This window comes from Microbulbifer regidiadema (SeqCode), from assembly GCF_052467605.1.
This window is the reverse complement of the sequence record NZ_CP174316.1, coordinates 2403312-2417941: the sequence shown is the minus strand read 5'-3', so window position 1 is coordinate 2417941 and position 14630 is coordinate 2403312. Positions and strand designations below refer to the sequence as shown.

Here is a 14630-nt window from a genome sequence, read left to right as displayed (position 1 = left end):
CTTGTGCTATGAGATCATCAGTATGATTGCGCTGTATCAAGAGTTGATACAGGGCTGCCGTTTATTCGGCCGGGGCTTTCCCCTAAAATATGTCTATGCAAGTTACCAATCAAATTCTGTCAAACCCTGTTGCCCGGGGACTGAATATCCTTGGCGATCGCTGGACTATTTTGATATTGCGCGAGGCCTTCCTGGGTCAGCACCGCTTTGAAGCATTTCGCACCCATACCGGCGCTTCTCGCGGAACCTTGTCCAAACGTTTGGAATCCCTGGTGTTCCTTGGAATCCTCTATAAAAATCCATATCAGACCGCACCACTGAGATTTGAGTATCGGCTCACCGACAAGGGGCTTGGGCTTTACCCTTGGGCGCTGCTTATATGGCAATGGGAGCATCAATGGGGGGGGGATGCAAAAGAAGCGGGCGTGCCGTCGCAGCTTTATCATGCGACAGCCTCGGGTCACCTGTTAAAACCGATAAGCGTGTGCAGGCACTGTCGGGAGCCTTTGCATCTCGATGATGTGGAGCGGGTGGTTAACGAGAACGCGGAACCGGCCTCGGCGAAAGATTTAAAAGCGTTTGGCAATCAGCGGCGTATCCGGGTCGAGTCCAGCGGCGATCAGCCTCTGGCGCATATCATCGATATTATCGGTGATCGCTGGACCCTGTTACTTTTGGCTGCGGCCTTTATAGGTTTGCGCCGCTATGATGATTTTCGCCAGCAATTGGGGGTGGCGACCAATATACTGGCTGATCGACTTAAGTTACTGGTGGAGATGGAGGTCTTCAGCCGGCATGAATACCAAAGCAATCCTCCCCGTTTCGAATATCAATTGACGGAAAAAGGCAAGTCGCTCTACCCCCAGACCATGGCCCTGCGCCAGTGGGTACTGGAATGGTTGCCGAAGGTCTCGCACCCCTTCAAGCTGGTGCATCGCACTTGTGGCGTCGAATTGGCCACTGAGGTTATTTGCGAAGCGTGTGATGAACCCGTGTTGGCAAATGAGGTGCGTTTTGCCAAATTGGTTTACTCCGATGCCAGGGGAGCGGCGGGTTCACGAAGGTAAACCAGCTTGCCATCAAACCAGGTCATTAATACCCGGGTGTCACTGATTTTCTCAGCCTCCCTTTATCCGCCAGTTCAACCAGGTTCTGGTAGATCACTATAAAATCCGCTTTTTTGCCCGCTTCCAGGGTTCCCAGCTCGGCTGCCTGGCTCATCGCCCGTGCACCGTTAATGGTATAGGCCGCGATGATCGAGTGGATATGCAACCGCTCATCGATGTTAAGGATATAGGGATTGCCATAGTCGCTGCCGTCCCGTGTCATGGCCATTTCCATATTTTGAAACGGTTGGGGGTCGGCGGCTGTCCACCGGTGCGTCGCTGCCCGCAGTAATCACTCCGCCTAAGGACTGGATACTGCGGTCGGGCCCAGTTTTGCATTGCAACAGCAGGCACAGCAACAGTCGGCTCTTTGATTTCTGTGCACCTAAGTTGTTATCTTGGTAATACAGAAATTTAATCCCAAACTTTGTTCCTAGCTTTTCCCCACTTCCTTCTTATAGCTGTATTGCCGCTTATCGATAAGGCTTATTTGGTGGCTTGTCGATTTGCATTCCGCTCGGCTCGTATTGACGTCACCTGAGGCGCATTTTGCTAAGTCCCGGCAAAAGTATGGATATTAGGTTAAGGATTGAGTTATGAGGAAGTTAAAGCCTGTTGTTATAGCCATATTAACTGCGATGAGCGGTGCTGTTGTGGCTTCTGATAATGAGACGACTGTCAGTCAGGAGGGAGGTAGCAATACTGCTAACGTCAATCAGGTTGACCCTACAGCTGTGGGCAACTGGATCGATGTCACCCAAATTGGAAATGACAATTTATCGCTAACGACTCAGGCCTCTGATGCGGTCGGTAATCTTATGATCCACATTCAGGAGGGGGACGGTAATAGCGCAGAGTCTTCCCAGGAGACGTCGGCGGAGTCCAGTGGGCTGGAGATCGAGCAGGTCGGAGATAACAACGAAGCCGTTGCACAGCAGCTCGACTCGTTTGGTGGGGTCCTGGCAGTGATCCAGGAAGGAAATATGAACTTTCTGCAGGTAACCCAGGACGGGACTTATGGCTCGACGATTGGGGTTGGGCAAGAGGGTGACTCTAATAGTGCGACCATAACCGGGCAGACCCTGGGGGTTTTGACGAGTACCCTCTATCTGTTCCAAATTGGCGATGACAATATAGCCGAGATTTCCCAGCAGAGCGATGTGGAATTGGCTTCGATATTTGTACAGCAAGACGGGGATCAGAATGTCTTTTTGGGCGAGCAGTCGAACGTGGTGGAAAGCGCTTCAGTTGTCGCCAGTCAAACCGGTGATGGGAACGAGATTGAAATTCTTCAGAGCAATGATGTTAGCGCAAGTTCTGCCACTATTTTCCAGTTGGGGGATGGCAACCTTGGCGGAGCTCTACAGGAATTTGGTGTTGCCGGCAGTTCTGTGTTTGTGCTCCAGGCGGGGGATGGCAACTTTGCTGGGGGGGTTCAGGGGGATCTCGTCAGTGCCAGTACTGCGACTGTCACTCAGGCGGGCGTAGGAAATATGGGGATAACCTATCAGTCGGAGGTCTCTTCTGCATCGGCGACACTGACCCAGGTGGGGTCTGCAAATGAAGCGTTTATTGAGCAATTTTTGTCGTTATCGGATCAGGCTTCTATAGATCAGGATGGTAGCGGGAATATCGGGGGAATAGGGCAAGAGGAAACTGAGCTTGTTACTGCGACACTGACTCAGGGGGGGACTGCAAATGAGGCGACGATTGTGCAGCTGTTGTCGGTATCAGATGCAGCTTCAGTGGAGCAGGACGGTGACAGTAATAGCGCGGAAGTACTACAGGAAGAAAATCTCCTCAGCACTGTGACACTCTCTCAATTGGGGGCTTCCAATGAGGCGGTTATTGAGCAGTCTTTAGCGGTATCGGTTACAACCTCTATAGTGCAAGATGGTATCAGTAATAGCGTAGGGGTGTTGCAGGACGGGAATGCGCTGAGTTCGACAACCGTCACCCAGCTGGGAGATATGAATGAATTTACCGCTGAGCAAATGCTGGACGCTCAGACGGCGGTTGCAACACAAATTGGTATCTCAAATATAGGGTTGGTTTACCAGTAGGTTTTGCCGGGCTCCGCATTTTGCTCGGGTGTTTATTGGCCAAAATGTGGAGCCTCTGTCTTTTCCCTGCCTAAGTCACTATTCAGGGGCTCATCACTTTAAGCTTGCGCTGGCTGCGCAATATGAATAAGGGGAGGGCGTCTAGTGAATGCATTGGCCTCCCCCCGGCAACTGATTAGTGAATCATCTGCGTGACGAGTTTGCCCAGATATAGGGCTGAGGTGAGGCCGGGAGATTCGATCCCCAGAAATGCCAGTAACTGGGCTTCATTGTTTAGCGTCTGGCGATAAATCTGAAAATCCCCAGCGGGCACTCCCTTTGGCACAATTTGTGGGCGAATACCGGCATAGCCGGGCCGCAGTGTATTTTCCGTGGCCCCGGGCCAGTAGCGGCGAATACAGCGATAAAATTTTTCTCGCTTGCCGGGGTCTACCCGGTAGTCGATGCTATCGACCCACTCCGTATCCGGGCCAAAGCGTGCGCCGCCGTGTATATCGAGGGTGAGGTGAATCCCCAGCCCCGCAACTTCGGGTAGCGGGTAGATCAAGTGTGAAAAGGGCACTTTGCCGGAGAGGGTAAAGTAGCTGCCTTTTACGAAATAAGTATTGGGAATTGCCTGTCGCACTGCGTCGCTATCAATAGTTTTTAGTAGTGCGCTGGTGTGAAGGCCTGTGGCTAAAATCAGGTTGCGGGCTTTCAGCCGGTAGCCGTCCGCCATTATCAGCAGGTAGGTGCCGGTGGAGATTTCAATCTGGACAACTTTATTTGCGAGCACCACCTCTGCACCCTTCCTCTCCAAGGCCCCCTCAAGAGCGAGCATCAGGCTGTGGCTGTCGACAATGCCGCTTGTGGCTGAGTAGAGGGCGCCGACACACCGCAATGCAGGCTCCAAACATCGGGCCTCAGTGGCGCTCAGTAAGCGCAGTCCTCCCGCACCATTGGCATCTCCCTGGGCTTTTAGGCTGCGCAACCGTATTAGCTGCGCTTTATCGGTGGCGACAACCAGTTTGCCGATCCGCCTGTGGGGCACACTGTATTGCCGGCAAAATTGATACAGCAGGGATTTGCCGGCAACACAGGCGCGGGCCTTTAAGCTCCCCGTTGGGTAGTAGAGCCCCGCGTGAATGACCTCACTGTTGCGGGCGCTGGTTTCGGTGCCGATGGCATTGTGCTGTTCCAATACCATCACCTCGCGGCCGCTGCGACTCAATTGATAGGCGCAGGCCAACCCCAAAATACCGGCTCCAACTACGACGCTATCCACGGTGTCCATATCGAGCCCCTGCCATATATTTTGCCTGTAACGCCAGATTGAAATTACTGTCCAAGGGGTAAGTGGTGGTGTTGTTGCATTGCGCTATAATGCGCGCTTTTCCGCGACTGGAAGTTAGTCATGACTCAGAAGTCCATTGCCGCAGACACTGTAGATTCTCGCTCTTTGGTGCAGGCGCACCTGGCGGAGCCGGTAATGTCACAATATAGCGAAGAAGAGCTGCAAGTATGGCGCGAGCGTATTAAGCGCTTGTTGAAAGAACAGAATGCAGTACTGGTCGCACACTACTATACCGACCCCTTGATCCAGGCCCTGGCGGAGGAAACCGGGGGTTGTGTTTCTGACTCATTGGAAATGGCCCGTTTTGGTGCCAAGCACTCCGCCGACACCTTGGTGGTTGCCGGCGTCAAGTTTATGGGCGAGACCGCCAAGATTCTCACTCCCAATAAGCGGGTATTGATGCCGACTCTGGAGGCCACCTGCTCCCTGGACCTCGGTTGTCCCCCTGAGGAGTTTTCCGATTTCTGTGATCAGCATCCGGACCGCACAGTGGTGGTATACGCGAATACCTCGGCGGCGGTAAAGGCTCGTGCTGACTGGGTGGTAACCTCCAGTATTGCCCTGGATGTGGTGGATCACCTGGATGCCAATGGCGAAAAGATTCTCTGGGCACCGGACAAGCACCTGGGTGGCTATGTCGAGCGCGAAACGGGCGCCGATGTCTTGCTTTGGGACGGCTCCTGTATCGTTCATGAGGAGTTTAAGGCGAAGGGTGTTGAGGACTTAAAGGCCCTCTATCCGGACGCGGTGGTTTTGGTACACCCGGAATCCCCCGCCTCTGTGGTGGCGTTGGCGGATGTGGTGGGGTCTACCTCCCAGATAATCAATGCTGCCAAGACCCGCCCGGAGAAGCGTTTTATTGTGGCTACAGACCAGGGTATCTTCTACAAGATGCAGCAAGAGTGCCCGGATAAGGAGCTGATGGTGGCGCCCACTGCCGGTGCGGGCGCGACTTGCCGCAGCTGTGCAAACTGCCCCTGGATGGCGATGAACTCTCTGGAGAACCTCTGCGGTGTACTGGAGCGTGGCGATAATGAGATCTTTGTCGACCCGGAGCTGGGCAGAAAGGCGATGATCCCGTTACAGCGCATGCTGGATTTTCGCAAGAGCTAGTAGCTGCGAAAACAGCGCAGAGTTAAGCAAAAAGAGCGGCCATTGGCCGCTCTTTTTGCTTTGGGGTAGGTGCTTAGGTGCTATAGCTCTTCGAGCTTTTCCTGCATTTTCAGCACGTCTTTTAGGCGCTGTTGCAGGATGGCGTGAATCTGATAGTTATCCTTGGACATACGGATGCCGTGGCGCAGGTGCTGTAGGGCCTTGTCGAATACACCATTGAGGATATAGTACTCGGCGCGGGCCTCGTGCACGCCGACGATATCCCCAGCCAAGCCGTGGGTTTCCGCAAGCAGATACCAAACTTGTGAGTCATCTTTGCGCGTGCGGCTGTACTTAGATAGAAGGCGCTCGGTAGCCAGGTAATTGCCGGCTTTGAAGTGGGCATTGGCGAGCCCCATAATTAAGGCGTGATCGCCGGGGTTGTGGTTGAGAGCTTGCTGGAGGCGCTGGGTGGCGCTTTTGTAATCTTCTCTGGCCAGATCAATATCTGCCCTCGCCAGTATATAGGTGGGCTTGGATGGATTTTTATCCAGCAGTGGCTGCAAGGTATCCAGCGCTGAGTCCGGTTTGCCGGTGGCAACCTGTGCCAGGGCCAGGCCGTAGCGGGCGGCATCCTCGTTGTCATTGACCCCATTCAGCTCTGCGCTAAAGCGCTTTACTGCCTGCTGAGGCGTTGACTCTGTGGCGAGGCGCACCCGCGCGCGCATTAGGTGATAGTCGAGGCTGTTGCTGGGAGGGGCGGCCTCCATACGCTGCGCCCTCAATTTGGCATCGGCAATTCGACTTTCGGTAACGGGGTGAGTGAGGAGGAACTCTGGTGGGCGCTGGTAGTAGCGAGTGGCCTTGAGCATTTGCTCGAACATCTCACCGGCGGCTTTGGGGTCGCGCCCGGATTTGGCCAGAGTTTCAATGCCGACCCTGTCTGCCTCCTGCTCGTTTTTACGGCTGAAGCGCAGCTGGTTATCCAGGGCTGCCGCTTGGGTGGCGCTCATGGCCGCTATCCCCGCTTCCCCGCCAGCCGTGGCGGCCAGGACCAGGGCGCCTAACATGCCGGCGATAGTGGGGATTCTGCTGTTGCGCTGCTCTTCCTTGGAGCGGGCATAGTGCCGCTGGCTGAGGTGAGCCAGTTCGTGCGCGATAACCGAGGCAAACTGGTCCTCGCTCTTGGCGAACAGAAACAGCCCGGTGTGAACCCCCATGACTCCGCCGGGCGCAGCAAAGGCATTCATAGTCTTATTGTTGACTACGACAAGGTGAATCTCTTTATCTTCCAGGGGACTGTACTCTGCCAGTTCACTGATCACCCCCTCGATATACTGTTGGATCAGAGCGTCGTTGGAGGTGCGAACCTGGCTGCGGAACATGCGCAGTATCATCTGCCCCAGTTCTTTCTCCTGGGTGTGGGAGACGATCCCGCTGGTGCTGTCACCGAGCTCAGGAAGGCGGATCTCACCGCTATCCGCTGTGGCGGCAATGGGTAGGGTGCCGAGTAAGGCCCCCATAGCCAGTGCGCGCACTCCCGTGAGAATTCGATGGCGGATAGCGGCTGGGTGTGTCCGGTGAAGCAGATTGTTTTTGGAATCAGTCATCTTGATTACTGCTCAGTCTGTCCATGAAGGATCTATAGTCCAACTCTATACGCTACCCCGTTGGACTGTCGAGGCTTCGACTCAGTGGCCCCTAAAAGGTTCACGCCTGCGCCTGGTGGATCGTTAAAAAGCGTAAAGCAGGTGCAGGTTATGGCGCCAGGTTCGCGCTATAATCCGCAGCAATACCGGTCTGTGACTAAAAAGGCAATGTCAGTAATCTCCTCCAGCAATCAGCCCAATGCCCCGGATTGGGACGCGGCCACCATTGTGGATGCGAGAGATCTGCCCTGCCCACAACCGTTGCTGGCCATGCGCCGGGCGCTGCGGGAGTACCCGGAGGGAACACTGCTTTGCATCCTCGCCACGGATGAAGGGTCCTGGCGGGATTTCCACAGCTTTGCCTCCTTAAGTGGTCGAACCCTGCTGCGCGCCGAGCGATGTAATAATAACTTTCAATATTGGCTGTACGCTGGCAAATGAATAAAGATAAATCCCGAGAGTCTATGTTATCGATTGTAAAAGGCTGGGTGAATCGCTACTTCGGTCAGGAAGAGGTGGTACTTCTGGTCTTGATACTGGCCCTGGCGCTGGTGGTTCTGGCGACGCTGGGAGCTGTGCTGGCCCCGGTACTGACCGCGCTGGTGATCGCCTTTTTGATGCAGGGGATGGTGCAAAAGCTGAAGTCCTGGCGTGTGCCCCACTGGCTGGCCGTCAGCCTGTCCTGCCTGGTGTTGGTGGGCACTATTGTAGCGCTGCTGCTGGTGGTGCTGCCGATTATCTGGCGCCAATTGGTGCGTCTGGGGACAGAGTTGCCGAATATGGTACAGCGTGGCCAGGAGCTGCTGTTGCTGCTGCCGGAGCGCTACCCGCGCCTGATTTCCGCCGGCCAGATCGATGAAATTTTCAATACGCTCGGCAGCGAGCTGGGTGGACTGGGGCAGACGCTGCTGGCCTTCTCCCTGACCAATCTGCCCATTTTTGCCGGGCTGTTGATCTATGTGGTGGTGGTGCCGATCCTGGTATTTTTCTTCCTCAAGGATTCCGATCAGCTGATTCGCTGGTGTACCTCTCTGCTGCCCACCGAGCGCCCCATGCTGCATCAGATTTGGCACGAGATGAACGATCAGGTGGCTAATTATGTGCGCGGTAAGGTGATTGAAATCGGTATTGTTGCCGCAGTCAGTTACGTCGCCTTTTTACTGCTGGGGGTGAACTACGCGCTACTGCTCGCCGTTGCTGTGGGTTTTAGTGTTTTGATTCCCTATATCGGCGCCGCTGTTGTCACTATTCCTGTTGCGGCTATTGGGCTGTTTCAGTGGGGCTGGAGCAATGAATTTTTCTATCTGATGGTGACCTACGGCATTATCCAGCTGCTCGATGGCAATGTACTGGTGCCGCTACTGTTTTCTGAGGCGGTCAATTTACACCCGGTTGCCATTATTCTCGCAGTGCTGTTCTTTGGTGGTATCTGGGGCTTTTGGGGGGTCTTCTTTGCTATCCCGCTGGCGACGTTGCTCAAGGCCATTATGACGGCCTGGCCCACCCACGAACACCAGGCCGAGTGGGAGGCCAGGCGAATAGCGGAGTAGGAGGGCTACTCTGCTATCTTTTTCTGTCTGCGGGTTGCGGCATTTGCTAGAATGCCGCGCTTTCTTTTATTTGGTCCCTTCAAATAGGTGAGAGCCCATGAGCCTGGCTGACAAAGTTCTAGCGGTCAATAATGACCTGCCGATCCGCACCGACAAACCTATCCACAGCGGCAAAGTCCGCTCCGTTTACTGGCTGACCGAGGCCGACAGCCGCCGCCTGATTGAGGAGAAAGGCTACCCGGTAGCCCCGGACACCCCCCTTGCCGTGATGGTGATTTCCGATCGCATTTCCGCATTTGATTGCATCTGGAGCGGTGAAGGCGGTATGCGCGGTGTACCCGGCAAGGGCGCGGCGCTGAACGCCATTTCCAACCACTGGTTCAAGCTGTTTAAAGAGCGGGGTCTGGCGGACAGTCATATCCTGGATATTCCGCATCCGCTGGTGTGGATTGTACAGAAGGCGCGTCCAGTGATGATCGAAGCGATCGCCCGTCAGTACATCACCGGCTCCATGTGGCGCGCCTATGACAAGGGTGAGCGGGAGTTCTGTGGCATTGAAATTGCCGATGGTTTGCACAGAGACCAGAAGCTGGCAGAGCTGCTGATTACCCCCTCCAGTAAAGGTATTCTCAAGGGCATCCCCGGCGTACCGGAAGCGGACGATGTCAATGTTACCCGCAAGAATATCGAAGACAATTTCGAAGCCTTCGGCTTCCGCAATGCAGGCGATATCGACCTGTATGAGAAGTTGCTGAAAGAAGGTTTCGATTTGATTTCCGCAGAGCTGGAAAAGCTCGACCAGGTCTTTGTCGATACCAAGTTTGAATTCGGCTATGTCACCGATGCCAATGGTGAGGAAAAGCTGATTTATATGGATGAGGTGGGCACGCCAGATTCCTCCCGCATTTGGGACGGTGAGCAGTACCGCGCGGGCAAGATTGTGGAAAAATCCAAAGAGGGTTTCCGCCAAGCGCTACTCAGCTATTTCCCTGATGCAGATATTCTGCTGAACAAAGACCGCATGGATGAGCGCTCGGCTTTGGCTCGCGACAATGAGCTGCCGGAATCTATGCTGATGGATCTGTCTAATACTTATATTGGTATTGCTGAGAAGATTGTTGGTACGAAACTGGAGATATCTGATAATCCCAAAGCTGAGCTGCTCGAAGTGTTGCGCAAGGATTATGGCTTGGTCGACTGATCTCAGTTTGATTGATAAAAAACCGGCGCTTGTGCCGGTTTTTTTGTGCCTTTCAATAAGTATTTTTTTGTTGGGTTGGTAAATTTATTTAAATCTGTTTTTTGTGGTTGGTTTGCTCGAGGGTGGGTACAGGTTATTACACTTTCACTGTTCTTTTTTGTGTTGTGCGATAATGAAGATTAAATAAATTTTATTTGTGGAGATGGTCGAGTGATAGAAGGGCGACATTTAAAATTGAATCTGAATTCAGTTGCGATGTGTATTGAACTTGGTGAAGGATATACTTATCCAGCTAAAGTAACTGATTTGGTGGTGCATTTTCTAGGGAAGTATCCTGGGCCGAAAAGTGGCTGGGTTGAGACTGGCGGAGGGGTTGCTGCATCTAAAAACGCAAAAAAGAAAGGTAAGGTTGTCCTTTCTTCGTCTTCGGAGGTTACTGTGTGTGCGGGTGGTTTTGAAGGGGGGGCGCGAGTTGATTATGAATGTAAGTTGTACATAAATGACAAAGACTTATATTTAATTGGTTTTCAGGGTGGCGATGGCTGTAATTTTTACACTAGTGACTCTGGCGTGCTTATGGGAAACGGAGAGGATAATATTGATTTGGGATTTGGCGGGGATTATAGGAGCTTGGGAGTTTACGAAAAAGGGTGGACATGGCTTGAGCGTAGAACTGATGGTCGGCGAGAAGGGAAAATTAATATAGGACCAATGACTATACTCAAGAGTTTACAGTCGTTGGCGGGTTTTACTAAAAAAAAGCAAGCTGCTAGAGATTCTAAGGACATTAAGGGTGTAAAAGACGCCTTGGCAACCATGGCGCTTGTAGTTTGTGAGGCAATGCGCGATAAGCAAATCCTGTGGCTGGTCGACGGCTACTTGGCGGGGTTACCAGGGTATGAGGAGATTAGTAGGGAAGCGATTCTTGCCCGGGCTCAGAACTGGTCGAAAAACACCGAGGGGGGCTGTAAGGATATACTTATAGGGCAAGGATATCAGGAGCGAAAAGCTAATATGACGCTTTTGGAGAAAAACCTAAAAGAGGAACCTGAACTCAGCCAGAGAGAGTATAAATAATTCTCTGTAATCGCTCTCGCTAGTGGGTTATTGGTGGTGAGAGTATTCAAGATTCTGTGTCAGTTAAGTAGTTTCATAGGCTGATGTATTTACCCAAGCGATTAGAGAAGTGTATTGTCAACTGTGGCAATGTTGGGTTCCAAGTCTGAATCGTGCGAAGAGCGGCCCCTGCCACAATTCGCCATAATTCCTCCAAATTCTCGCCCGATTCCCTGCCACCTTTCGCCCGCTTCCCCCTGTTTAATAGCTTCAACATCCAATTTAAAAGTGGAGGGAAGTGAGTGAACAGGGTAACGTTATTTAAGCCGCAGTTTCATAAAGATGACCTGATGCTGCCGACTGAGGAATACTATCGCCGACGCCAAAAGGCCGATGGGGCGGGGCGCTGGTGGTGCTTTGTCGTTGTGGTCCTGGCGGTTGTTGTTGCGGCAATCGGCGCCGAGGTCAATGCCCAGGCGCTTCCCGATGCCGGCGATGCCCCCCAGTTGGAGCCTGCGGAGACCGTTACCCTAAATGACATAAAAGGCGGGGATTTACTTTTTAGCGGCAGTGAGCCGGGAAAGTATATCCCGGCGCTACACCTGGACAGCCAAGTGAATATCTCTGTGCGGGGACTGGTGGCGGAAGTCGCGCTTCGGCAACAATTTAAAAATACCAGCGACGCCTGGCAGGAGGCGGTTTACGCGCTGCCGCTGCCGGAGCAGGCTGCGGTGGCCGGGCTCGAGATTCAGGTGGGCGAGCGCCGTATCGTCGGCAAAGTCCACGAGCGCAAAGCGGCGGCTAAGATTTATAAGGCCGCCCGCGCCGCAGGTAAACGCGCGGCCCTTCTCGAACAGCAGCGCCCAAACCTGTTTACCAATAAAGTGGCGAATATTGCTCCCGGCGAGACGGTGCAAATTAATATTCGCTACTTGCAGCCGGTCAATTATGACAGCGGTGTTTTTTCCTTGCGTATGCCCACCACACTGACCCCGCGCTATATCCCCGGCAAACCTATATCGCCCCAGGCGCTGAACGGCGATGAGCGGGAATTGGTGGTGGAGCAGAGTGGCTGGGCGCTGCCCACGGATCAGGTGCCGGATGCTGCGGCGATAACCCCGTTTATGCAGCCCGCGCAGGAGTTGCAGGCGCTGGGCAGCCACAATATTGCGATCGAGGTGGATTTACATGGCGGTCTGCCGCTGGCAAAAATCGATAGTCCCTATCACGCCATTGATATCGATAACCGGGGTGAGGGTCGCTACCGGATTCAGTTGCGCGATGGTACTGCGGAGATGGATCGGGATTTTCTACTGAACTGGCAACCGCGCGCTTCTGCCATGCCGCGCGCGGCGCTGTTTAGCGAGCAAATCGCCGCAGAACAGGGAGAAGGTGCACAGGCGGGCGCCTATTTGCAGGTTATGCTGCTCCCCCCCAGCGCCGGTACCAGCACCCAGCGTCTGCCGCGGGAAGTGATTTACGTTGTGGATACTTCCGGCTCCATGTCGGGCAATTCCATGCGCCAGGCGAAGGAGAGCCTCACCCTGGCACTGTCCCGCCTGCACAGCAGTGACCGCTTTAATGTGATCGAATTTAACAGTACCACTCGCGCATTTTTCCCGCGTCCGATAGCGGCGAGCGCCGACAATATCCGCCGCGCGCGCCGGGAAATTGAAAACCTGAACGCCGAGGGGGGCACCGAAATGGCGCCGGCCCTGCGGATGGCATTTGGACAGCAGATGCAGGATGACACCAGCACGGTTCAGCAGGTGGTCTTTATTACCGATGGTGCGGTGGGCAATGAGCGGGCTCTGTTCGAGTTGATCAGTCAATCCCTGCACAGCGCCCGCCTGTTTACTGTCGGTATCGGCTCGGCTCCCAACAGCCACTTTATGCGCAAGGCCGCCCAGTTCGGGCGCGGTACTTTTGTCACTATCGGTGATATTTCCGAGGTGCGCGAGCGTATGCAGGCCCTGTTTGCCAAGTTGGAAAATCCCATGGCTACCGATTTGCAGCTCAGCTGGCCCCAGGGCGTGGTGGCGGATGCCTACCCCAAGCGCATCCCCGACCTGTATAGCGGTGAGCCTATCCAGTTGGTGGCAAAGGTGCAGGGCCACTTACTACAGGGGGATATCCAGCTGCGCGGGCGTATGGCCGGCAAGCAGTTTGTACGCAAACTCGCCCTGAAAATAGATGGCGGCAGCGATACGCGGGGTATTGGCAGTGTCTGGGCGCGCAGCAAGATACAGGCGCTGCGGGACCAGCAGCTTGAGTCTGGGGAGCACTCGGATGCCGGCCAGGCTCTGCGCGAGCAGATTTTACAAACCGCCCTGAGTCATCAGCTCGCCAGCCCCTACACCAGCTTTGTCGCCGTCGAAGAGGAGGTGGTGCGCGGCGCTGCGGAAACCTTATCCCGCAGCCCGGTCGCTAATATGACAGCGCAAGGGCAGGTATTGCAGCGCCAGGCCTATCCGCAAACGGCTACCGGCCTCTATGGACAGTTGTTGGCGGCGGCATTGCTACTGATATTGGCCGCCAGCCTCCGGCGGGGTCGCGCTCTGCGCGGCCACTGGATGCACACCCTGCGCCGCTTCTTGCGCAGGGTGTTGCCGGACCCCCGCCAGTTGAGCTGTGATGGTGCGCTAGAGCGGGGAGGAGTGTAAGCGTGCTTCGTTCACTGCTCTTTGTATTGTGCCTGGGGGCGGGACTGTGGCAGCTGGGATCTGCCAGCTGGCTCCTGGCCAAGGCGGAGTTGGCCCAGGTGCTGATCGATAGCGCTTGGGAGGAGCAGCTGCTGGGCGGGGCTGCGCAAAAGCCCTGGCCCTGGGCGGATACCTGGCCGGTGGCCAAGCTCAAGCTGGAAGGGCAGTCGCCATTAATTGTTCTCGAAGGGGGCAGTGGGCAGGCGCTGGCCTTTGGCCCCGGCCTCCTGTCCGGCTCCGGCAATCCCGGCGAGCCCCGCACCACAGTGATCGCCGCCCACCGGGATACTCACTTTGCCGGATTGGAGCGCGTCAGGCGGGGTAGCTCCATCTATTTGCAGGACAAGCGCGGGCGCTGGCATACCTACCGGGTTGCAGAGCTGCGGATTGTGGATAGTGAGAAAGAGCGCCTGCCTATCTTTGCCGAGCGCGGCCTGCTGCTGGTGACCTGTTACCCTTTCAATGCTCTAGCGTCTGGCGGACCGCTGCGCTACTTGGTCTACGCTGAATATCAATCCGGCGGAGACTTAGTTCAGCTGTGACCAGTGTCTTTATTTGGGACTCGATTTTGTAGTTCGTTTTCTCAAAAATTCCACTAAATATTCCGGTAAAGCGGTTAAAAGGCAAATAATTGTTTTGCCCTTTGGTTTTATTTGTTACTAACCGTCCTATCTGGAAAATTTTATGTAGTAATACTACAATCTCTTCCGCTAACAACCGGGGATGGGGTTTTGTCCGCCAGTCTGCGCGGGCCCCGGAACAGATAATCACAGTCAAACTAAGCACTTGCGGCAATAAATAGCGCCGCTTTCCTCTCCGTCATACTCGAGTAAAGATTTACCAACTTTGCATTTACGCCAACAGAGTTGGTGAATTGG

At 54.4% G+C, this 14630-nt stretch carries 12 protein-coding genes; 9 read left to right on the top strand and 3 right to left on the bottom strand.

The window, feature by feature from the left end; translation table 11 throughout:
- The first annotated feature begins 89 nt into the window (after positions 1–89).
- Positions 90–1067: a winged helix-turn-helix transcriptional regulator gene (locus ACJJIF_RS11200; RefSeq protein ID WP_444932296.1), complete on the top strand. Its 978-nt coding sequence runs from the start codon at positions 90–92 to the stop codon at positions 1065–1067.
- Positions 1068–1092: 25 nt separating this feature from the next.
- Here the strand turns inward: ACJJIF_RS11200 and ACJJIF_RS11195 are convergent, their stop codons facing one another.
- Positions 1093–1395, bottom strand: coding sequence for an amidohydrolase family protein (locus ACJJIF_RS11195; protein ID WP_444932344.1), 303 nt, complete (start codon positions 1393–1395; stop codon positions 1093–1095).
- Between the two features lie 307 nt (positions 1396–1702).
- On the opposite strand from ACJJIF_RS11195, the gene ACJJIF_RS11190 reads away from it, so the two are divergent.
- Positions 1703–3169: a hypothetical protein gene (locus ACJJIF_RS11190; protein ID WP_444932295.1), complete on the top strand. Its 1467-nt coding sequence runs from the start codon at positions 1703–1705 to the stop codon at positions 3167–3169.
- A gap of 175 nt (positions 3170–3344) precedes the next feature.
- On the opposite strand, the gene ACJJIF_RS11185 is transcribed toward ACJJIF_RS11190, so the two are convergent.
- Entirely contained in the window at positions 3345–4442 is a 1098-nt protein-coding gene (locus tag ACJJIF_RS11185) for an NAD(P)/FAD-dependent oxidoreductase (RefSeq protein WP_444932294.1), read from the bottom strand.
- Between the two features lie 120 nt (positions 4443–4562).
- On the opposite strand from ACJJIF_RS11185, the gene nadA reads away from it, so the two are divergent.
- A complete protein-coding gene (gene nadA, locus ACJJIF_RS11180) occupies positions 4563–5615 on the top strand; it encodes a quinolinate synthase NadA (protein WP_444932293.1) in 1053 nt (350 codons plus the stop codon).
- Positions 5616–5695: 80 nt separating this feature from the next.
- Here the strand turns inward: nadA and ACJJIF_RS11175 are convergent, their stop codons facing one another.
- Entirely contained in the window at positions 5696–7204 is a 1509-nt protein-coding gene (locus ACJJIF_RS11175; RefSeq protein ID WP_444932292.1) for a M48 family metalloprotease, read from the bottom strand.
- Positions 7205–7354: 150 nt separating this feature from the next.
- Between ACJJIF_RS11175 and ACJJIF_RS11170 the strand changes: the two genes are divergently transcribed.
- The 6 genes from ACJJIF_RS11170 to ACJJIF_RS11145 all read left to right on the top strand — a co-directional run bounded on the left by ACJJIF_RS11170 (position 7355) and on the right by ACJJIF_RS11145 (position 14294).
- Positions 7355–7684, top strand: coding sequence for a sulfurtransferase TusA family protein (locus ACJJIF_RS11170; protein ID WP_444932291.1), 330 nt, complete (start codon positions 7355–7357; stop codon positions 7682–7684).
- Positions 7685–7707: 23 nt separating this feature from the next.
- Positions 7708–8793, top strand: coding sequence for an AI-2E family transporter (locus ACJJIF_RS11165; protein WP_444932290.1), 1086 nt, complete (start codon positions 7708–7710; stop codon positions 8791–8793).
- A gap of 97 nt (positions 8794–8890) precedes the next feature.
- On the top strand, positions 8891–9994 hold the full coding sequence (locus ACJJIF_RS11160; protein WP_444932289.1) for a phosphoribosylaminoimidazolesuccinocarboxamide synthase: 1104 nt from the start codon (positions 8891–8893) through the stop codon (positions 9992–9994).
- Between the two features lie 210 nt (positions 9995–10204).
- A complete protein-coding gene (locus tag ACJJIF_RS11155) occupies positions 10205–11071 on the top strand; it encodes a ribosome-inactivating family protein (protein ID WP_444932288.1) in 867 nt (288 codons plus the stop codon).
- A 281-nt stretch (positions 11072–11352) separates the two neighbouring features.
- The gene (locus ACJJIF_RS11150; protein ID WP_444932287.1) at positions 11353–13713 is read left to right on the top strand and encodes a marine proteobacterial sortase target protein; all 2361 of its coding nucleotides are present in this window, start codon (positions 11353–11355) and stop codon (positions 13711–13713) included.
- A 2-nt stretch (positions 13714–13715) separates the two neighbouring features.
- Positions 13716–14294: a class GN sortase gene (locus tag ACJJIF_RS11145; protein ID WP_444932286.1), complete on the top strand. Its 579-nt coding sequence runs from the start codon at positions 13716–13718 to the stop codon at positions 14292–14294.
- The last annotated feature ends 336 nt before the right edge of the window (positions 14295–14630 follow it).

What these genes read in the sequence shown, in the direction of transcription:
- nadA (WP_444932293.1), top strand. Translation starts at nt 4,563, where the DNA reads ATGACTCAGAAGTCCATTGCCGCAGACACTGTAGATTCTCGCTCTTTG.
- ACJJIF_RS11165 (WP_444932290.1), top strand. Translation starts at nt 7,708, where the DNA reads ATGTTATCGATTGTAAAAGGCTGGGTGAATCGCTACTTCGGTCAGGAA.
- ACJJIF_RS11200 (WP_444932296.1), top strand. Translation starts at nt 90, where the DNA reads ATGTCTATGCAAGTTACCAATCAAATTCTGTCAAACCCTGTTGCCCGG.
- ACJJIF_RS11190 (WP_444932295.1), top strand. Translation starts at nt 1,703, where the DNA reads ATGAGGAAGTTAAAGCCTGTTGTTATAGCCATATTAACTGCGATGAGC.
- ACJJIF_RS11160 (WP_444932289.1), top strand. Translation starts at nt 8,891, where the DNA reads ATGAGCCTGGCTGACAAAGTTCTAGCGGTCAATAATGACCTGCCGATC.
- ACJJIF_RS11185 (WP_444932294.1), bottom strand. Translation starts at nt 4,442, where the DNA reads ATGGACACCGTGGATAGCGTCGTAGTTGGAGCCGGTATTTTGGGGTTG.
- ACJJIF_RS11170 (WP_444932291.1), top strand. Translation starts at nt 7,355, where the DNA reads ATGGCGCCAGGTTCGCGCTATAATCCGCAGCAATACCGGTCTGTGACT.
- ACJJIF_RS11175 (WP_444932292.1), bottom strand. Translation starts at nt 7,204, where the DNA reads ATGACTGATTCCAAAAACAATCTGCTTCACCGGACACACCCAGCCGCT.